General features: G+C 44.0%; 17 protein-coding genes and 1 other annotated feature. Of the genes, 3 read left to right on the top strand and 14 right to left on the bottom strand.

Translation table 11 applies throughout. From position 1 onward, the window contains the following. Window positions 1-200 precede the first annotated feature (200 nt). The 6 genes from OTG27_RS16135 to zapA form a co-directional block, all read right to left on the bottom strand. Window positions 201-959 (bottom strand): GNAT family N-acetyltransferase, encoded by a 759-nt coding sequence (locus tag OTG27_RS16135; RefSeq protein WP_268937417.1) that lies wholly within the window; start codon window positions 957-959, stop codon window positions 201-203. A gap of 210 nt (window positions 960-1,169) precedes the next feature. Further along, entirely contained in the window at window positions 1,170-1,577 is a 408-nt protein-coding gene (locus OTG27_RS16130) for a DUF350 domain-containing protein (protein ID WP_034309012.1), read from the bottom strand. 65 nt (window positions 1,578-1,642) lie between these two features. Then, window positions 1,643-3,997 carry an endonuclease MutS2 gene (locus OTG27_RS16125; protein ID WP_063575529.1) on the bottom strand — a complete coding sequence of 785 codons (2,355 nt, stop codon included), beginning with the start codon at window positions 3,995-3,997 and terminating at the stop codon, window positions 1,643-1,645. A gap of 35 nt (window positions 3,998-4,032) precedes the next feature. Continuing rightward, window positions 4,033-5,751 carry a DNA polymerase/3'-5' exonuclease PolX gene (gene polX / locus OTG27_RS16120; RefSeq protein WP_268937416.1) on the bottom strand — a complete coding sequence of 573 codons (1,719 nt, stop codon included), beginning with the start codon at window positions 5,749-5,751 and terminating at the stop codon, window positions 4,033-4,035. Between the two features lie 212 nt (window positions 5,752-5,963). Further along, complete coding sequence (locus OTG27_RS16115) at window positions 5,964-6,509, bottom strand: CvpA family protein (RefSeq protein WP_034309018.1); 546 nt, start codon at window positions 6,507-6,509, stop codon at window positions 5,964-5,966. 4 nt (window positions 6,510-6,513) lie between these two features. Beyond that, complete coding sequence (gene zapA / locus OTG27_RS16110) at window positions 6,514-6,774, bottom strand: cell division protein ZapA (protein WP_034309021.1); 261 nt, start codon at window positions 6,772-6,774, stop codon at window positions 6,514-6,516. A gap of 172 nt (window positions 6,775-6,946) precedes the next feature. Here zapA and rnhC point away from each other — a divergent pair, with 172 nt between their 5' ends. Together rnhC and OTG27_RS16100 are read left to right on the top strand one after the other, a co-directional pair. Beyond that, entirely contained in the window at window positions 6,947-7,906 is a 960-nt protein-coding gene (gene rnhC / locus OTG27_RS16105; RefSeq protein WP_063575527.1) for a ribonuclease HIII, read from the top strand. Window positions 7,907-7,967: 61 nt separating this feature from the next. Next, window positions 7,968-8,198 (top strand): hypothetical protein, encoded by a 231-nt coding sequence (locus tag OTG27_RS16100; RefSeq protein WP_268937415.1) that lies wholly within the window; start codon window positions 7,968-7,970, stop codon window positions 8,196-8,198. Between the two features lie 89 nt (window positions 8,199-8,287). Here the strand turns inward: OTG27_RS16100 and pheT are convergent, their stop codons facing one another. The 3 genes from pheT to OTG27_RS16085 all read right to left on the bottom strand — a co-directional run bounded on the left by pheT (window position 8,288) and on the right by OTG27_RS16085 (window position 12,875). After that, window positions 8,288-10,702: a phenylalanine--tRNA ligase subunit beta gene (gene pheT / locus OTG27_RS16095; RefSeq protein ID WP_096337872.1), complete on the bottom strand. Its 2,415-nt coding sequence runs from the start codon at window positions 10,700-10,702 to the stop codon at window positions 8,288-8,290. A 28-nt stretch (window positions 10,703-10,730) separates the two neighbouring features. Beyond that, on the bottom strand, window positions 10,731-11,771 hold the full coding sequence (gene pheS / locus OTG27_RS16090; protein WP_053535889.1) for a phenylalanine--tRNA ligase subunit alpha: 1,041 nt from the start codon (window positions 11,769-11,771) through the stop codon (window positions 10,731-10,733). 58 nt (window positions 11,772-11,829) lie between these two features. Next, window positions 11,830-12,072: a binding site (T-box leader), on the bottom strand. Between the two features lie 44 nt (window positions 12,073-12,116). Continuing rightward, window positions 12,117-12,875 (bottom strand): TrmH family RNA methyltransferase, encoded by a 759-nt coding sequence (locus OTG27_RS16085; protein ID WP_063575524.1) that lies wholly within the window; start codon window positions 12,873-12,875, stop codon window positions 12,117-12,119. A gap of 122 nt (window positions 12,876-12,997) precedes the next feature. On the opposite strand from OTG27_RS16085, the gene sspI reads away from it, so the two are divergent. Then, the gene (gene sspI, locus OTG27_RS16080; protein WP_034309032.1) at window positions 12,998-13,207 is read left to right on the top strand and encodes a small acid-soluble spore protein SspI; all 210 of its coding nucleotides are present in this window, start codon (window positions 12,998-13,000) and stop codon (window positions 13,205-13,207) included. 16 nt (window positions 13,208-13,223) lie between these two features. On the opposite strand, the gene OTG27_RS16075 is transcribed toward sspI, so the two are convergent. The 5 genes from OTG27_RS16075 to glcD form a co-directional block, all read right to left on the bottom strand. Continuing rightward, window positions 13,224-13,607, bottom strand: coding sequence for a general stress protein (locus tag OTG27_RS16075; RefSeq protein WP_249598647.1), 384 nt, complete (start codon window positions 13,605-13,607; stop codon window positions 13,224-13,226). Between the two features lie 503 nt (window positions 13,608-14,110). Further along, a complete protein-coding gene (locus OTG27_RS16070) occupies window positions 14,111-14,911 on the bottom strand; it encodes a YflT domain-containing protein (protein ID WP_268937414.1) in 801 nt (266 codons plus the stop codon). A gap of 165 nt (window positions 14,912-15,076) precedes the next feature. Next, window positions 15,077-16,006 carry a YsnF/AvaK domain-containing protein gene (locus OTG27_RS16065; RefSeq protein WP_063575521.1) on the bottom strand — a complete coding sequence of 310 codons (930 nt, stop codon included), beginning with the start codon at window positions 16,004-16,006 and terminating at the stop codon, window positions 15,077-15,079. A gap of 254 nt (window positions 16,007-16,260) precedes the next feature. Further along, window positions 16,261-17,586, bottom strand: a complete 1,326-nt coding sequence (locus OTG27_RS16060; RefSeq protein WP_268937413.1) for a (Fe-S)-binding protein — start codon at window positions 17,584-17,586, stop codon at window positions 16,261-16,263. Further along, window positions 17,583-18,995 (bottom strand): glycolate oxidase subunit GlcD, encoded by a 1,413-nt coding sequence (gene glcD / locus OTG27_RS16055; protein ID WP_057276683.1) that lies wholly within the window; start codon window positions 18,993-18,995, stop codon window positions 17,583-17,585. Before glcD ends, OTG27_RS16060 begins: the two co-directional genes overlap by 4 nt. Window positions 18,996-19,085: the final 90 nt, after the last annotated feature.

The following is a 19,085-nucleotide window of genomic DNA, read 5'->3' as shown; positions in this document are numbered from 1 at the left end:
TGTCTAGGGGAGACCCCGCAGGTGCAAGCCGAGGAGGCTCCCCGACCGCCCGCGGAAAGCGAGTGCCTGGAGTGGAAATCAACGATCAAATTTCACAACCCCTCAAGAAAAAAAAATAAAGGATATTCAAATTTTCTTTAAGATCACAGATCGGGGAGAACATTCCGATCCTCTTTTGTCGTCTACTGTAAAGAGGCATTCTACTTCTTGGTTTTAATTCTATACCAATACTTATATTTTTCTTCAAACCCCAATTTTCCGTATAAGCTTAAAGCAGGTGCGTTCGTTTCTATCACCTGAAGATAAGCATTTTTTGCTCCATTTTCTTTACCCCAATGCAATAGATTACGAACGAGTATTGCACCATTGCCTTGGTTTCGAAAGTTTTCATGGGTAATGATATTGTACAGGCCTATGTATTCGTCTTCCAAAACACCCAGTCCACTTGCTGTAACGGTTCCACCTTCATCAGTCAACAACATAAAGCATGTTTTTGGAATGATATTCCCTAACATCTTTTTCAGGATGGTTTGATCATGATCATCAATATTACTAAGCTGGCAGAAATCGTGAAACCATTCATCATGTAAATGATCATACTTTATGACATTGGTTTCATTCGGTGACTCTGTATCTGCCAAATTCAATACCTGGACACTTGTTGTTCCTTCAAGGGCATACCCAGACTCTTCCAGCACACGATCCAAGTTGATAGGGTTTGCCTGCGGAGTCACTTTGTACACGGCCTTATCATTCCTTGCAAAATATAATTGTTCACAATTCGAAATTTTCTTTTTCACATTTTCATTCGATGGATAGATGGGGTTGATGGAATTCGCCCTTTTCGTATATCCATCCGCAAATCGGATAACCCATCCATCATAGATTTGCGTTTGCATGGCGGGTAAAGCATTCAGCGATAATTCTTCAATCTTCTGTATCCATTTGGACTGATCCATATTCCTCCTCCTCTTCAAAAGTCTATTTGACCATAATTATTATACATGGCCCCCCATTTTTTTTAATAGAACCAAATAAAAGAAGCGGCACACTGGCCGCTTCAGTTGAACAATGTCATATAAATGATTCCAAACAGAAAAAAGATTCCGCAACAAACAATTAAGACTTTTGCAAGTTTCTCCACAGCTTACTCCCTCTCATGAAGGGCATTAAGAAATTCCGGCGCCGATGACAAAAGATAATGCGATTGATATGATCATCGATAGGAATCCAACTGCCCGATTATCTTTTTGTATTTCTTCATCTATTTTAAATCCAGGAGTCATAAATTCAAAAATGAAATAACCGATCAGCAGCAGGACAAAACCGTAGACGCCCCAGCCAATCATGGTAAGAAGCGAATTCTGATGGAGAATGGACTGTTGGAATACATAGGCGATCCCAAAAATTTTACCACCTGTTGCCAACGCGACAGAAAGGTTTCCCTGTTTGATCTCCTCCCAGTTCTTGTACTTTGTGACAAGTTCAAAAATGGCTAAAAAAACAATCATGCACAGAATAACGACACTGTAACGAGCAGCTATATATACATATTCATTTTCCCACATATTCTCCATGGTCCAACTCCCGAATGGTAACTAGCCACCCGGCTTGGCTGAATTGCCGGAATGACCGCTTTCCTTTATTTAAATTCCACCACCGTAACACCCGTTCCGCCTTCACCGGCTTCGCCGAAGCGAATCCTTTTGACAGAGCGGTGATTTTTCAAGTATTCCTGGACCCCGGACCGAAGAGCACCCGTCCCTTTACCATGAATGATGGAGACACTCGAATAACCGGCCAAAAGAGCATCATCAACGTATTTTTCCACTCTTGATATGGCATTTTCAAAGCGTTCTCCACGAAGGTCAAGTTCGACGCTAACGTGATAATCGCGGCCTTTGATCGTGGTAAGCGGCTTTGTTTCTTTTACTTTTGTGCTCTTGATGAATTCCAGGTCAGACTCCTTCACTTTCATTTTCATGATGCCGATCTGAACCTGCCATTCATTATTTGAGACCTTCTCAATCAAGTGACCTTTTTGACCAAAGCTTACGACCTTTACTTCATCTCCAGGTTTCAAGCTTTTATCCAGCGGCCTCGCAGCTTTATTTGTTGTTTTTTTCACTTTAGGCGCTGCTTCTTCAAGCCGTTTTTTTGCATCGATCAGTTCATGCTCTTTAACATCGGCATGCTTTTCAAGTCGCAGTTTACGTAGGTCGGCAATGATCGCTTCCGCTTCCCTTTGTGCATTTTCAACGATTGCCGCTGCCTCTTTTGCTGCCTTTTCAACCATCGCATCCCGTTCTTGATGGTACTCATCAATTTGCTTTTGAAGGTCTTTATGAAGAATTTCCGCCTGTTTCAGGTGATTCTTGGCTTCCAATTCCTCTTCTTCAGCCTTCTTGCGGCTGTCTTCAAGGGACGCTATCATATTTTCAACTTTATTCGTATCCTCACCGATATGGCCGCGGGCGTTGCTGATCACGTTTTCTTCCAAACCAAGGCGCTTGGAAATTTCAAACGCATTACTCCGCCCTGGTACACCAATTAAAAGTTTATAGGTGGGGCTCAAGGTTTCCACATTAAATTCGACGCTTGCATTTATGACGCCTTCCCGATCATATCCATACGCTTTTAATTCCGGGTAATGTGTCGTTGCAATCACACGTGCTCCGCGCTTATACACTTCATCCAAAATGGAAATGGCCAAAGCTGCACCTTCCTGTGGGTCAGTTCCCGCTCCAAGCTCATCGAATAAAACAAGACTGTCATAATCGACATGCTTAAGGATATCGACAATATTGACCATATGCGAAGAAAATGTACTTAAGCTTTGTTCAATCGACTGTTCATCGCCTATATCGGCATAAACAGAGGAAAACACAGCCGTTTCGGAACCATCAAGCGCAGGAATCTGCAGACCGGACTGGGCCATTAACGTACAGAGGCCAATCGTTTTCAGGGTAACCGTCTTACCACCTGTATTCGGACCGGTGATGACAATTGTCGTAAATTCATCACCAAGAAAAATATCATTGGCCACGACGACATCATTCGGAATGAGCGGGTGTTTCGCTTTGAATAATTTCACGCGCCCCTCATTATTCAGAATCGGCTTGGATCCTTTTATCGCTTTTGCATATTTTGCCTTGGCGACAAGGAAATCGATTTGTGCCAGCACTTTGACATTATGAAGCAATTCAGGGGTGAACGCACCGACTTTTTCCGATAGTTCGACCAATATCCGTTCTATTTCCTGAGTTTCCTTCACTCGGGTTTCCTGCAGGACATTATTCAGCTGAACGATTGCTTGCGGTTCAATGAACAACGTCTGCCCTGATGATGATTGATCATGAATGATCCCGCCATACACACTGCGGTATTCCTGTTTTACCGGGATTACGAATCGGTCATTCCGGATGGTTATGATGGCATCGGATAACATGGTTGATGCATTGGAAGAACGGATCATACTTTCCAGTTTTTCCCTTACGCGACTTTCATTCGTCCGAATTTGGTTTCTTAGGGTACGAAGCTTGTCGCTGGCAGAATCCATCACTTCGCCATGTTCGCTTACTGCATACGTAATTTCCTGCTGCAAATCAATCAATGGATGTAGGGAATCGATATATTCGGCTAAAAGCGGAACATCGATCTCCTGCTCTGCCAGTTCTTCGAAGAAACGGCTTAAGATCCTGCCGGCACGAATCGTACTCGCAAGTTCCATCAGTTCCATCGGTGAGAGCATACCGCCAATCTGTGCCCTTTTTGCATGCGGACGGATATCGAAAATCCCGCCCAATGGCAAGTTACCTTTCAACCTTACGATTTTGGCAGCCTCATCTGTTTCCTCCTGCCATCTCGACACTTCTTCAAAATCCGTGGAAGGCATCAATTGCTCCGCCTTTTCTTTTCCTATGGATGAGGATGCGTGTGAGATTAATTGTTCTTTTATTTTATGAAATTCCAATGTCTTTAAAGCTTTATTATGCATGGAGTTAAAGCTCCTCCTTATTTATGGGCAAATAGTTAATCATTTCTCTTTAAAAACGCCAATAAGCCATCCGTATCCCTTGCATTAAGAACCGTGGATTCTTTAATCCAGCCCTTTTTGGCTGATGAGACCCCCACAGGCATATGTTCAAGCATGTCGATGCTGTGGGCATCCGTATTGATCACGATCGGAACGCCTGCTTCCTGAGCCTTGCGCAGATGCGGAGGTGCCAAATCCAATCGATTCGGATTCGCATTCAATTCCAAGGCCGTATTCGTTTCACGGGCCAGTTCGATCAGCATTTCTATATCCACATCATATCCGGTGCGTCTGCCGATGATCCTTCCCGTTGGATGTGCAATGATATCTACATGCGGATTATTCAGAGCCGTTTTTAAGCGCTCCATGATCGTTTCCCGAGGCTGTGAAAAGCTTGAGTGAATCGATGCAATGACCAAATCCATCTCTGCAAGCAGCTCATCGTCATAATCAAGTGTCCCATCAGGAAGTATATCCATCTCTATCCCGGAAAGAACGGTAAAGTCAGTGTATTTTTCATTAAGTTCATGGATGATCCGTTTTTGTTCACGTAAACGTTCAGCGGTCAAGCCGTTCGCCACTTTCAGATATTGCGAATGATCGGTGATGGCCATATATCGATACCCTTTTGCACGGCATGCTTCAATCATTTCTTCAATCGTATGAGCACCATCACTCCATGTGGTATGCATATGCAGATCACCTTTAATGGCCTCTAAAGATATGAGAGGTTCATTAGCATCATAATGCTCCACTTCCGTTCCGTCTTCACGCAGTTCTGGGGGAATGAAAGGAAGGCCAAAATGATTATAAAATTGTTCTTCCGTTTCAAACGTCAATACATCACCGGTTTCAGTCACTTCCACCCCGTATTCGCTGATTTTCTCTCCGCGATCTTTAGCAAGCTGGCGCATCCGCACATTGTGATCCTTCGAACCTGTAAAATGATGAAGTGTCGTGATGAATTCCTTATCCTTAACGATTCGGAAATCGACAGAAATGTCATATTCATAATCAAGCACGACCGATACTTTTGTATCACCGGCCGCAATCACCTGTTTTATCCCTTTTATTGCAAGCAGTTGATTCTTCACCTCTTCGGGATGATCTGTCGAAATGATGAAATCGAGGTCCTTGATTGTTTCCCTCATACGCCGGATGCTGCCCGCCCTGGAAGAACGGATAATGTAATCCATGTTAGCAAGGGCCATTTCAATATCAGCCGCAATCGGTCTCATGAAGGCTAGGGGCAGCCGATCTGGCCTTGAACCCGCCTCGGCAATTGCAGACAGGATCTTCTCTTCCGTTTTTTTGCCGAAACCGGCAAGCGCCGCGACCCTGCCTTCCTCACAGGCGATTTTAAGATCATTCACATCTTTGACATGCAGCTCTTTATGAAGCTTGGCAATTTTCTTACCGCCCAAACCTTGAAGCTGCAGAAGCGGAATCAATCCTTTTGGCACCTGCTCCTGAAGCTCTTCAAGTACAGTCGATTTCCCTTCATTTATATACTCTTCGATGACGGATGCCGTTCCTTTCCCGATTCCATTCAAAGCGGTAAAATCTTCGATCTCCGTCAGGCTCCGGTCATCCGTTTCCAAGGCGCCCGCTGCCTTTCGGAAAGCTGAAACCTTAAACGGGTTCTCTCCTTTTAGTTCCATATATATTGCAATTTTTTCTAATAGTTTAATGATATCTTTTTTATTAATTGTCATTTAATTCACCGCCGAAAAAATTAGTAGGGTGTCCCATGTTCACTTTCTTAAAGATACCTTTCTTGGAGGTAAAGTACAAGCAGTCAGGTTCTTAACCTTCGAATCAAATAGAATGAAGTTACATGCCGCTACATAAAAAGGGGCCTCCCCCGTGTTCAAAGTATAGGAATCCAGGACTTTGAACACGGGAGGCAGGCCCTCTTATACTGACATTAAGATTGTTTTACATCATGAAACCAAAGTTCCTTCACTTGCTCGGAAAGGAACGGCGTATGTTTCACGATCGATTCTGCCAGAAATGAGCCAGTTAATGGTTTCTGGATGGAATCCATTGGCAGCATGGCAGCTATATATAATATAATAAACATGATAAGATAGACTTCGAGAAAACCCAATATCCCTCCGCCCCAGCGATTCAGTTGCTTTAATATCGGTAGATGGGTAATGAAATTGAGCATGGATCCTATCATTTGCCAAAGAATCTTGGCAGCAAAGAAAATGATTGCAAAGGCAATTGCATTGTAATACGCCGTATCAAGCCCGACTGTATTGAAAAACATATTAAGGGTCGAGGAATCACCCATCGTTGGGAACGGAATCCATAATTTCAAATTGGGAGCAAGATCTCCGTAAAATACATAGGCGACGATGAAGGCTACAATGAACCCAGTCATATGAACGGTTTGTAAAATGAAGCCACGCTTTAAACCGATTAATAAACCGATTAAAAGAATGGCCAGAATTGCTAAATCAAGCATGTACTCAGTCCTTCTCTCTCTTTAATTCCAGTTGAAGCTGGTCTAGTTCATCTTTTAATTTAATATATTCATGGATGGTATTCACGGCCGTTAGCACCGCTAGCTTGCTTGTATCCAAGTGTGGATTTTTCATCCTGATCTCTCTCATTTTTTCGTCAACCATCGAAGCGACCAGGCGCATATGACTTGCGCTTTCTGTGCCGACGATTGTATATGGCTGTCCGTATATATCAACTGTTGTTTTATTTCGTTTATCGTCTGACAAAATGATGCCCCCAATCTAAACAATCCTAATTCTATCATATCATGAAGTTTTTCGTCATGAAAGAGAGTACATCGTCATTTCTCGCATTAAAATTTCAATAATTTGTCATACGATATCGAATTTAGGAAGAAGATTACCTAATAAACAAAATGAAGTTAGGAGCTAACCCATTATGTCCCATGTTGTTTTACTTATCAGTCCTGAACAAATAAAGGCGATGAAGTCCCATTATTCTTCATCCTTGGCCGCCAAGCAGCCGCCAGGGAGCATTTTTTCCGCCAAACCGCCGCTATGTACGGTGACGGCCTATAAATCCGGGAAGGTCCTTTTTCAAGGTAAGAATGCCGAAATAGAAGCGGTAAAATGGCAAAAGGGTACCACTGCTGCGGCTCCAAAGAAAAAAACGGCTTCCTCTGCATCGGTCAACGTCCATCGATATTCGCCGCCAGCAAATATCGGAACCATGTCAGTGATTGGTTCAGACGAGGTCGGAACAGGAGACTATTTCGGCCCGATGACCGTCGTAGCCGTATATGCCAAGAAGGAGCAACTCGCTCTATTAAAGGAGCTAGGTGTCCAGGATTCCAAAAATCTGAAAGACCCACAGATCATCGACATTGCCAAACAGATTAAGGATGTAGTGCCCTTCAGCCTGCTCACATGCGACAACCCGAAATATAATGCGCTGCAGGCAAAGGGAATGTCACAAGGAAAAATGAAGGCACTCCTCCATAACCAAGCAATCAAGAACCTCATGCAAAAAATCCAGCCAGAACAAGCGGAAGCCGTCCTTATTGATCAATTCGCTCAACCAGAGGTATTTTTCAATTACCTAAAAGGCCAAGAACTATTCCAAGCTAATGCTACCTATCTATGCACAAAAGCGGAAGGCATTCACCTTGGAGTGGCAGCCGCATCCATCCTGGCCCGATATGCATTCGTCAAACGCTTTGACTTGCTGAGTGAAAAAGCGGGATTCAAAATCCCTAAAGGTGCCGGATTTGCAGTAGATGAAGCGGCCGCAAGATTGATTCACGAAAAAGGAATCGATTCATTACACGAATTCACGAAAACCCATTTTGCCAACACAGAAAAAGCGAAGCGACTCTATCAACAGAAATATCATAAATAGAAGAAAGCGGCTGATCTTCCTGAACAGCCGCCTTTTTCTCGTGAAATTGCGCGGTTTACTCATGAGTTTGCTCCATTTACTCGTGAGTTTGCTCCATTTACTCGTGAATTCACGCCATTTACTCGTGAGTTTGCTCCATTTACTCGTGAATTCACTATTTACTTGTGAATTTGCTCCATTTACTCGTGAGTTTGCTCCATTTACTCGTGAGTTTACGCCATTTACTCGTGAATTCGCTCCATTTACTCGTGAAAATGCGCGGTTTACTCGTGAGTTCACCATTTACTCGTGAATTTGCGCCATTTACTGGTGAGTTTGCTCCATTTACTCGTAAAATAAAAAGGACAGCTCCCCATGATTCAGGGAGCTGTCTTTTTGGTTTTATCCTCTTAGCTCTGCGCCGGCTTTTTCTTTAACGGCTTCAAGCACTTTATCATGTGCTTTTGTAATGTCCTCGTCCGTCAGGGTACGTTCCGGGTCGTAGTATTTCAGTGAGTAGGCAATGGATTTCTTGCCTTCCTCCATTCTTTCACCTTCGTATAAGTCGAAGATGCTTACTTCTTTCAGCAGTTTGCCGCCGGCTTCTTCAATAATATCCTGAATGTCCCCGGCTTTCGTGGCTTGATCCACAACGAGCGCGATATCGCGTGTGGTTGATGGATAGCGCGGAATCGTTTGGTACGCTATCGGCGCGACTTCTGCTTCGGCCAATGCTTTTAAGGAAAGTTCGAAAATGTATGTTTCTTTAATATCCAAGTCTTTTTGGACAGTTGGGTGCACTTGGCCGATAAAGCCAATTACTTCACCATTCAATAGTACTTCCGCTGTCCGTCCTGGGTGCATATCGTTGATTTCCGCTTGGCGGTAACTGATTTGATCAGCTAATCCAAGTGTGTCGAATAATGCTTCGATCACGCCTTTGGCTACAAAGAAATCCACTGGTTTCTTTTCACCCTGCCATAGATGTGACTCCCATAGACCGGTGATTGCTCCAGCAACATGTTCTTTTTCTTCAGGCAGTTCTTGTTCGTCACGCTTAAAGAATACCGAACCGATTTCATACAGTGCCAGTGAATCAATTTGGCGGGCATTGTTATATTTCACGACTTCCAGCAATTGAGGCACGATACTTAAACGCAGCTGGCTTCTTTCTTCACTTATTGGCATTGCCAATCGAATGGATTCTCTTGCTTCCAATGCGAATTGGGACGCTTTTTCCTGGCTTGTCAGTGAATAGGTCACTGCTTGATAAAGGCCTGCGCCTTCAAGTGTACGGCGTGCCTTCCGCCGTTTAATTTGATAGTCTGTCAATTGTCCTGGATTAGCAGAACCGATCGGCAGTGTTACGGGGATGTTATCATATCCATATAAACGTGCAGCCTCTTCGACTAAATCGGCTTCAATCGTAATATCACCACGGCGCGTCGGGACAGTGATCGTGAATGTTTCATTGTCAAGTTCCACGCCGAATTGCAGACGTTTGAAGATTGACTCCACAACTGATACGGTCATGCTTGTTCCAAGGAGTGTGTTGATTTTTTCAAGCGTAATGCTAATGACCGCAGGTTCCATTGACAATTCGTCAACTTCTGCTGCTCCTTGTAAGACTGTTCCGCCTGCATATTGTGCAATCAATTGTGCAGCACGTTCCCCTGCTTCACGAACACGTGCCGGGTCGACGCCTTTTTCAAAGCGGGCACTAGCTTCACTGCGTAATCCATGGTCCTTTGAAGCTTTGCGAACTACTGTACCAGCAAAATATGCACTTTCAATAATGATGTTCGTCGTATCATTTTTGACTTCGGAATCCGCTCCGCCCATCACACCAGCAATCGCAACAGGCTCACTGCCATTCGTGATCACTAAATGGTCAGGTGTCAAAGTGCGTTCCGCTTCATCCAATGTTACGATTTTTTCAGCATCCTTCGCTCTGCGGATGACGATTTCCTTTGAACCAAAGCGGTCATAATCAAAGGCATGGAGCGGTTGGCCGTATTCAAGTAAAATGTAGTTCGTGATATCCACCACATTATTATGAGGTCGGATACCTGCAGACATCAACCTAGTCTGCATCCAAAGCGGTGAGGGTCCGATCTTAACATCCTTGATGATTTTAGCCATGTATATCGGGTTATCTTCTTTCGCTTCCACTTTGACACTGATATAATCAGTTGCTTTTTCAGCTGCCTCTTCTTTCTCGACTACCGGCCATTTCACTTCCCGGCCTAGAATGGCTCCCACTTCGTATGCAACACCAAGCATGCTTAGCGCGTCGGAGCGGTTTGGTGTCAGCCCAAGTTCCAGCACTTCATCACTTAAACCAAGTTCCTCCAATGCATCTTTCCCTACTTCCACATCATTAGGGAAGACGAAGATTCCTGTAGCATAATCCTTGGAAACAAGCTTGGATTCGAAGCCCAATTCTTGAAGCGAGCAAATCATTCCGTGCGATTCTTCTCCGCGAAGTTTCGCTTTCTTGATTTTGAAATTACCTGGAAGGACTGCGCCAACAGTAGCGACTGCGACTTTTTGGCCTTTATCGACATTCGGTGCCCCACAGATGATCTGAACGGGATTTTCGGCCCCGATATCAACTTGGCATTTATTCAATTTATCCGCATTTGGATGTTGTTCACGTTCTAAGACATGCCCGATGACGACCCCTTTTAGCCCTTCACTTTTCTTTTCCACCCCTTCAACCTCAATGCCGCTTTTCGTGATTTTGTCAGCAAGCTCCGTCGCATTGATGCCTGAAAGGTCAACATAATCTTGTAACCATTTATATGACACAAACATGGTAGGTCCTCCTTTTTAAAATAAAAATTTATGCTTCGTGATGGTTGAATTGTTTTAAGAATCGAACATCATTCGTATAGAAATGACGGATATCGTCCACACCGTACTTCAACATGGCAATCCGTTCCACGCCCATTCCAAATGCGAATCCAGAGTATTTCTTGGAATCGAAGCCAGCCATCTCAAGGACGTTCGGATGAACGATCCCAGCGCCAAGCACTTCGATCCAGCCTGTTTTTTTACATACGCTGCAGCCTTTACCGCTGCAGATTTTACAAGAAATATCCACTTCGACGGAAGGCTCAGTAAATGGGAAGAAACTTGGACGAAGACGGATTTCACGGTCTTGCCCGAATACTTTTTTCGCAAATACGTCTAGCGTTCCTTTCAGGTCGCTCATGCTGATGTTCTCATCGATGACCAAGCCTTCAATTTGCTGGAATTGATGGGAGTGTGTCGCATCATCGTTATCCCGGCGATATACTTTTCCTGGGCAAATGATTTTAACAGGGCCTTGACCTTTATGTTTTTCCATCGTTCTGGCTTGAACAGGTGAAGTGTGCGTCCGCATCAGGATTTCATCCGTGATGTAGAAGGAGTCCTGCATATCACGTGCCGGATGGCTTTTTGGCAAGTTAAGTGCCTCGAAGTTGTAGTAGTCGCTCTCGACTTCAGGACCTTCCGCAACCGTATAACCCATCCCGATGAATAAGTCTTCGATTTCTTCCACGATTCGTGTTAATGGGTGAAGATTCCCCTTGTTTACCGGACGTCCTGGAAGTGTGACGTCAATCGTTTCAGTTGCTAGCTTTGCATTGACTGCCGCGGTTTCAAGCGCTTTTTGTTTCTCCTCGATCTTTGTTGCGATCGCTTCACGTACTTCATTGGCTAGTGCCCCGATTTTCGGGCGCTCTTCGGCAGATAATTTACCCATGCCGCGCAATACCTCCGTGATTGGCCCTTTTTTCCCTAAATAAGCAACACGGACTTCATTCAGTTCTTTTAATTCGGAAGCGGCGGCAACTTTTTGCAACGCTTCTTCCTGCAGTTCTAGTAAACGTTCCTGCATCATGTCTTCCTCCTTTATTTTCCTATTGTAAAAATGAACACAAAAAAACCCCGATCCCTAAAGGGACGAGGTTTATGTATCGCGGTACCACCCTTATTAGTGCATAAACAAAAAAACTTCTGCACTCACTTCATTAAAAATAACGGCTCTTCACCGGAGCATTTTTCGGACATTCTGTCTTCCCAATGCCAACTCGAAAGGTGAATTCACTTAAACAGTGCCATAAAAATGCTTTCAGTCAAGGCATTTTCTCCCTGGATATGGTTAACTTTAAGCTACTACTCTTTGTCATCGTTGTTTTCATTATAAAATTCTGTTTTATTATATTATAATTCTTCGGCCGTTTCAAATCGATTTTCGTAAATGGTACATTAAAATCCCGGCAGCGATCCCCACATTCAAAGATTCACTTTTTCCGTAGATGGGAATATAGAGGTTTTTAGTCGTTTTCTCCAGTAATTCCTTCGATACCCCTTGACCTTCATTACCGACCAGCAGGGCAAATCGGGAAGACTTTTCCACTTCTTCAAATGGCGATGCCCCTTCTAATGCCGTGCCATAAACCGGTATGCCGCTTTGCTTAAGCTCATCGATGATTTCGGATAGGTTCCCTTTAATGACAGGCATATGGAAGAGGCTCCCTTGCGTCGAACGGACCACTTTGGGATTATACAAGTCAGCACACCCTTCCCCAAGGATGACCGCATCGATTCCCGCTGCATCCGCTGTCCTGATCATCGTTCCAATATTCCCAGGATCTTGGACGGCATCGATCAACAATAATTTCTCCGGATTGATGGACGCCATGCTCGTTGATTTCTGTTCACAAACCGCAGCAATTCCCTGCGGTGCTTCGGTATCGCAAATCGCCTTCATAATATCATTTTTCACATAAATGAGTTCTGTGCCTTCCACCTTAAAATGGGCAGGCATTTCAGTTTCTTCATTGATGATCACTTCCAAGACGATTTCCTCTTTTAAGGCTTCTTCAACTAGGTGAAAACCCTCGACTAAATATTTACCTGTTTTATCTCGTTCTTTTTTCGTCAAAAGTTTTTTCCATTGCTTAACTTGCGGGTTTTTTACGGATTCGATATATTTCAAGGGTAAACGCTCCTTTAACTTCACACTGATTTTCCTATTATAACGCAATTCACATACATATTGCATGCGAGTTTGTGAAATGCTATTAATGTCAGTCATTATGTGTTAGAGGAGGAATAATTATGAATTTAAACTTACGTAATGCGATCATCCAAAATGTATCTGGAAATACGCAAGAGCAGCTGGAAGACACGATTGTCGATGCCATACAAAATGGCGAGGAAAAAATGCTTCCTGGATTGGGAGTATTATTCGAGGTCATCTGGCAAAATTCATCCGAGCAGGAAAAACAGGAAATGATCACTGCCCTCGAAGCAGGATTAAAAAAATAACAGCCTTCAAAGGCTGTTATTTTTTTAATCTCGCCTCGCCAGCCTTCAGTTCTTCGATGGAGACTTCTTCATCAAGCAGCAAGATGAATTTCTTTGCTTTCACTTCTTCAAGCATCGCTTTTGTCTCAGCAAAAGAGTAGCCGTATTTCGTGAAAAAGCTGCGTAAATCTCCAGATCCTTCATCTGTGAAGTAATGGAAGATTTTCAAAAAAAGAGTGTCCTCCTTATCCTGATTGGCGATGATCAGTATATCCGTATGTTCATTTCCAAGCTGCACATAATTTTTTATATCAGCTGCCACTGTCATTTGGGTGCCAGATATGCCTTTTGCTTTTAAGTCTGAAATTGCAGCAAGTAGTTCCGGATTAGAGTCAAAAACACCATATACGTTTTTTTCCATGTTTCTCCCCCTCCTTATTACTCTACTTAAAATAAAATTCCTTTGTCATTATACCTTGCAGCTTTATCAATAAACAAGCAAATAGTCTATGGAGACGAACAAGGGAACCCTCTGCCTAAAGTTTTTTTTAAAATAACAGCCTGTAGCAAACTCTAAGAAAATCGAGGTTGCTTGCGGTCCTATTAAAAAGGCTGTTTTCACATACTTTGTTGCTATTTACCAGGTAGTGAGTTGTGGTTGATTTCCCCTCCAGATGCTCGCTTTCCGCGGGAGTCTCGCACTTCCGCTCCAATCAACCTTAAAAGTTTCGTTTTAAAAACACCAATCTTTACGAAAAGAGCCATTAAAAAAAGTTCCACTCCCTTTCCGTCGACTGTCTCACAAGCCAAAGCAAACGGCTGCGTGTCTCGGCTAGACAGTGATTTCGGCAGGAGTGTCGCAAATTTCTTCAATCGAAGAAAACAAACAAAAACAGCCTTATGCAGGCTGCTCTTGTTGCGGTATTACAGATTGTCGGTATTGATTCGATTTTTGATGTATTCATCTTGTAAGCCTTCCTCTTGCTGTCCGCTGGCTGTCGGTCCCGCGGTCCGATCCAATGATCCTTGAGCGCCCAGGTTTTTGTCAGCATCGTCTGCAAACGGGTCGCTTGCCAGTGTTCCTTCATGAATCCCTGGTTTTTGCTTCTTGAATTTTTCTGTGGAATTCCCCCAGATTTCCCTTTCTTGAGCTCGCTTCATATCCAGCTCTTCATTTTCATAGATATTGGCGGAATTTCCGTGAAGCTCTTCGCTTCTTCCTGGCTGTGCTTCCATTTCCCTTGTTTGAAAGGCATTCGCGGTTGTTTCCGGAAAAAGGTTCGGGTCCGGATTGTTCACCACCCCTGTTTTAAGCGGATTCTCTGCAGGTGCGTCCGTATCCTCGATGCGATTGGAAGTTATGTTCCCACGTGCTGTTACGGTTTCCGATTCATCTAAAAGAATGAGGAATTTTCCAGCCTCCACTTCATTTATATAAGCGGTTGCTTCTCTATCGGCAAGCCCTAGCTCACCTAGACGGTTCCTTATATCTTCGGAACCCTCGTTCAGGAAAAAGTGTTTCATCTTATCAATGAAGGATTCCTCGTTAGAGTTAGTAACGACTTCGACATCCGGATCATACTTTTCATTAACGAAATCCAAATCTTCTTTCTTATCAGCCATTACCGTTATTTCCCCTTCATGAACCCCCTTTTCCTTGAGGGATTGTATAGCCTGGATCATTTCTCTTTCCGTATTAAAAACACCATATAACGTTTTTCCCATGCATATTCCTCCTCCTTTTTCCGATATTTCTTCTTATGTGTATTTATACCCTGATGGGTGCCAATTAAACAAAAAGGTTTGCCTTCCCTAAGCTCGGACCTTTAATCGGTCTAAAAACCAAAAGGAAACCTGCAGTTTTAAAACTGCAGGCCATTTCCTTCACTCTTAGAAGCGGTCAGTTCTACGTTCAGTTGCCTTTTTCTCATTCACGATCGATTCATCTGTACTATCAAGCTGGATATCTTCCTTTTTAAGAGTATCCTGAACTTGTTCCGTTTCTTGTACAGCATGTTTCTTGATGACAATTTCATCGGTGACAACCGGTTTTTTCGAAACTTCCAGTTTTTCTTCAACAACCGGGATTCGTAATGTTTCCCCATCTTCAATGGTTCCGGTTTCCCGATCCGCTTCACGTCCTGAAACCGATCTATGCTCAACTGTCACTTCTTCGTGTTCAACAGGGACATTGATCGTTTTATGCTGTTCATTGACTTCTTTATTAATGACGACTTCTCCTGTCTGAACTCTTTCTTTGTCAATGTTCAGCTGTTCTTCCCGAAGTGTAAGTGTCCTTTCATCTTCTGGCAATTCACGGCCTTGTCCGTTGACTCCATAAACATCTTCTTTATTTAATGCATCAGTTTTTTCCGTGCCATTATATAATGGGTTGGTGGAGTTAGTATCAAGCCTTGTACCGGCAGTGTCCATTGTTCCAGTCGTGAATTTATCTCTTGCCGTTCCAAGATGGCCTTCACCTTCTTCAACCAGAACCAGGACTTTTCCATTTTCTACATCAAAGACATGTTCAGCCGCATCGCTATTCGAAAGGCCTGCATTCGCCAATCTTGTTGAAAGGTCTGCCGTATCTTCCGGCATGAAGAAACGTGCCACCTTGTCCATAAACGATTCGTCGTTAGGAACATTCGTCATTGTGTGAACATCCGTTTCCCGTTGATGGTTCGTGAAATCCAATGTTTCTTCCTTATCTGCGACGACCGTAATATCGTCCCCTTCAAAACCCTTTGCCTTAAGTGCATTAATTGCTTGGATCACTTCTGCATTTGATTCATATACTCCATATACTGTTTTATTCATTTTACATTCCTCCTTAGGTTTTGTTGTTTCGTTTAGTGGATGCTATATATAAACAATACCCGCCATGTTCCTAAGTAAACGAGGAATCCATATTTCATTTTTGTTATATCATTTACAATTCGTTCTCAGCACAGAACGCATTTTTAATTGAAATCCATGCTTTACAAGGGTTTCCCCCTTTATAAAAATGTAATGTTTAACCAAATCATGCCATTTCGTTTTTTCAAATAATGCTTGTGATCTTTTTTCTTCTATTATAACGCCACAGCATTTATTAGCAGGTCCGCAATATGCACCGCTTTTGTGCATTCCCCCAAGTTTTCCCGCTCGATCCCCAATTGCATTTGCAACAGGCAGCCAGGGTTTGCCGTGACAACAATATCGGCCTGTGTCGATTTCGTGTGCTCCATTTTAGAGTCAAGAATGTTCATGGACATCTCTGATTCAACAATATTATATATCCCAGCTGAGCCGCAGCAGCGATCGGCATCCTTCATTTCCCTGAAATCGATTCCTTCTATTGATTGAAGGAGAATTCGCGGAGCCGAGGAGGTGTTCATCACATTCCGTAAGTGACAGGAATCCTGGAAAGTTACGGATTGTGCTGGCAGTTTCAGGCGAACTTTTTCCTGAAAACGCAAATCAACAAGGATCTGGCTGATATCTTTCAACTTATTTTTAAATGAGATTGCACGGTCATGCCATTCCTGTTCATCTTGGAGCAGATGATCATAATCTATGAGAAAAGCGCCGCAGCCACCGGCATTCGTAATGATATAATCAACTTCCTCCGTTTCAAAGGCTTCAATATTACGCTTGGCCAGTTGCTTTGCACCTGCTTTTTCACCACTGTGACCATGCAGCGCACCGCAACAGGCCTGGGATTTCGGTATCACGATTTCACATCCGGCCAGCTGAAGAAGCTTTAGTGTGGCCTTGTTCGTTTCCAAAAACATCGTATCCATCAAGCAGCCGGAAAAGAAAGCCACCTTTTTGAGCGGCGTTCCGATTGCAGGCAGCTCGGTTGGCCTATTTTTCATTTCTGCTTTTTTCGGGACTTTCGGCAGCACTTTTTCCATGGCTGCCAAATTATCCGGAAGCATGTTGAGGACTCCCGTTTTACGGGCCATGTATTGCAGGCCTGATTTCTGATAGAAGCCAAGCAAACTTGTCATGGTCTGCATTCGCTCCTGGTGCGGGAATAGTCCACTAAAAACGGCCTTGCGGATCGTTTTTACAGGGAAGCTGTGTTTTTTATTCTGATGGATGATATCCCTTGCTTCTTCAAGAAGGTGTCCGTATTTCACACCTGAAGGGCACACAGGTTCACAAGCCCTGCAGCCGAGGCAAAGACTCAACGAACGTTCTACATCCCTATCTGGCTCAATCACGCCATCCGCCACCGCTTTCATAAGTGCAATCCGGCCCCTTGGTGAGTGGGATTCCTTCAGCCCCGATTCTATGTATGTCGGGCAATGGGGTAAGCAAAAACCGCAGCGCATACAATTCAACAATTCATCTTCATTCATTTTTTCCGCGAATTGAATGGCAATGGTTTCCCTTTCCTTAACTGTCGTCATGAAGAAACCACCACCCTTTTCCTGGTTTCCTTGGCAAATACTTTGCCGGGATTCATGATGTTATTGGGATCGAAAGCCTGTTTAATCGCCCTCATGGCATCAATCCCTTCTTTCTTCAGCTTCCATTCAAGATACGGGGCCTTCATCGCTCCTACACCATGTTCACCGGTAATCGTCCCGCCAAGATCGATAGCCGCGGCAAAAATGTCGGCAAAAGCGAGCTCCACCCTCTCCATTTCCTCATGATTACGAGCGTCGGTAATGCATGTCGGATGGAGGTTCCCATCCCCAGCATGACCGAACGTGCAAATGTCCACGTTATGCTTGTCAGCGATCTCATTAATCGCTCTAACCATTTTGGCAATTTCCGAGCGAGGAACGGTGGCATCTTCCAAAATGGTCGTCGGCTTGAGGCGTGCCAATGCGGAAAGTGCTGTCCGTCTTGCCGTTTTCAAGGCGACAGCGTCAGATTCCGTTTCGGCAATTTCCACGGAAACCGCCTTTTCCTCTAGACAGATATCGGCCATCCTTTTCATATCACGTTCTACCACTTCAGGCGGTCCATCCTGTTCAATCAGCAGGACGGCTTCCACATTGGTAGGCAAACCGATTTTCGCGAAGTCCTCAACAACGATCAACGTCGGCCGATCCAGAAATTCCAATGTCACAGGAATGATCTTATTTGAAATGATCTTGGCCACTGACTGGGCTGCAGCATCCAAATCTTGATATAAGGCAAGCATCGTCTTAGTCGTTTCCGGCATTGGAATCAGCTTTAAGGTCGCTTCCGTAACGATGCCCAAGGTCCCTTCCGATCCGACAAAAAGTTTCGTTAAATCATATCCGGCTACATCTTTGGCAAGCTTGCCCCCTGTTCGAATGATGTCCCCATTCGGAAGGACGACTTCAAGCCCGATGACATAATCACGGGTGACTCCATACTTTAAGCCTCGCAGTCCACCAGAATTCTCATTAATGTTACCGCCAATCGTGGAGATTTTCATCGAACTTGGATCCGGCGGATAAAACAATCCCTTCTCTTCAACTGCTGAAATCAAGTCCAAAGTGATGAGCCCAGGCTGTACGGTCGCCGTTAAGTTCTCCTCATCTATTTCAAGTAATGAATTCATTCGATTGAATAAAAGGACAAGCCCTCCCTCTGTCGGGCATGTGCCTCCGCTTAAATTCGTCCCAGACCCGCGCGGAACGATCGGAACATTGTATTCGTTGCAAACTTTGACGATGGCTGCGACTTCAGCTGTGCTGCCCGGTTTGATGACAGCATCCGGCAACGCTTGAAATCCAGGCGTTGCATCATATGAATAGACTAGACATTCCACTTTCGAGTCATCGTAATTCTCCTGACCGACGATGGCAAGAAGTAGCTGCTTAACCTGCTTTGTTAACATGTACATCCTCCTCATATAAACATAGGAAATTCTAGATTATTTATATGATGTAAGTATAAGAAAAAAAACACTCGGCCTTCTATGTATGAA

The sequence above is a fragment of the Peribacillus sp. AS_2 genome, assembly GCF_026891895.1.
Lineage (GTDB): Bacteria > Bacillota > Bacilli > Bacillales > DSM-1321 > Peribacillus > Peribacillus frigoritolerans.
The sequence above is the reverse complement of the archived record's forward strand: the minus strand, read 5'-3'. Positions and strand labels throughout refer to the sequence as shown.

Bases quoted from the DNA above. Each gene is read 5' to 3' on its own strand.
- OTG27_RS16135 (WP_268937417.1), bottom strand. From the start codon at position 959: ATGGATCAGTCCAAATGGATACAGAAGATTGAAGAATTATCGCTGAAT.
- OTG27_RS16130 (WP_034309012.1), bottom strand. From the start codon at position 1,577: ATGGAGAATATGTGGGAAAATGAATATGTATATATAGCTGCTCGTTAC.
- OTG27_RS16125 (WP_063575529.1), bottom strand. From the start codon at position 3,997: ATGCATAATAAAGCTTTAAAGACATTGGAATTTCATAAAATAAAAGAA.
- polX (WP_268937416.1), bottom strand. From the start codon at position 5,751: ATGACAATTAATAAAAAAGATATCATTAAACTATTAGAAAAAATTGCA.
- OTG27_RS16115 (WP_034309018.1), bottom strand. From the start codon at position 6,509: ATGCTTGATTTAGCAATTCTGGCCATTCTTTTAATCGGTTTATTAATC.
- rnhC (WP_063575527.1), top strand. From the start codon at position 6,947: ATGTCCCATGTTGTTTTACTTATCAGTCCTGAACAAATAAAGGCGATG.
- OTG27_RS16100 (WP_268937415.1), top strand. From the start codon at position 7,968: ATGAGTTTGCTCCATTTACTCGTGAGTTTGCTCCATTTACTCGTGAAT.
- pheT (WP_096337872.1), bottom strand. From the start codon at position 10,702: ATGTTTGTGTCATATAAATGGTTACAAGATTATGTTGACCTTTCAGGC.
- pheS (WP_053535889.1), bottom strand. From the start codon at position 11,771: ATGCAGGAACGTTTACTAGAACTGCAGGAAGAAGCGTTGCAAAAAGTT.
- sspI (WP_034309032.1), top strand. From the start codon at position 12,998: ATGAATTTAAACTTACGTAATGCGATCATCCAAAATGTATCTGGAAAT.
- OTG27_RS16075 (WP_249598647.1), bottom strand. From the start codon at position 13,607: ATGGAAAAAAACGTATATGGTGTTTTTGACTCTAATCCGGAACTACTT.
- OTG27_RS16070 (WP_268937414.1), bottom strand. From the start codon at position 14,911: ATGGGAAAAACGTTATATGGTGTTTTTAATACGGAAAGAGAAATGATC.
- OTG27_RS16065 (WP_063575521.1), bottom strand. From the start codon at position 16,006: ATGAATAAAACAGTATATGGAGTATATGAATCAAATGCAGAAGTGATC.
- OTG27_RS16060 (WP_268937413.1), bottom strand. From the start codon at position 17,586: ATGACGACAGTTAAGGAAAGGGAAACCATTGCCATTCAATTCGCGGAA.
- glcD (WP_057276683.1), bottom strand. From the start codon at position 18,995: ATGTTAACAAAGCAGGTTAAGCAGCTACTTCTTGCCATCGTCGGTCAG.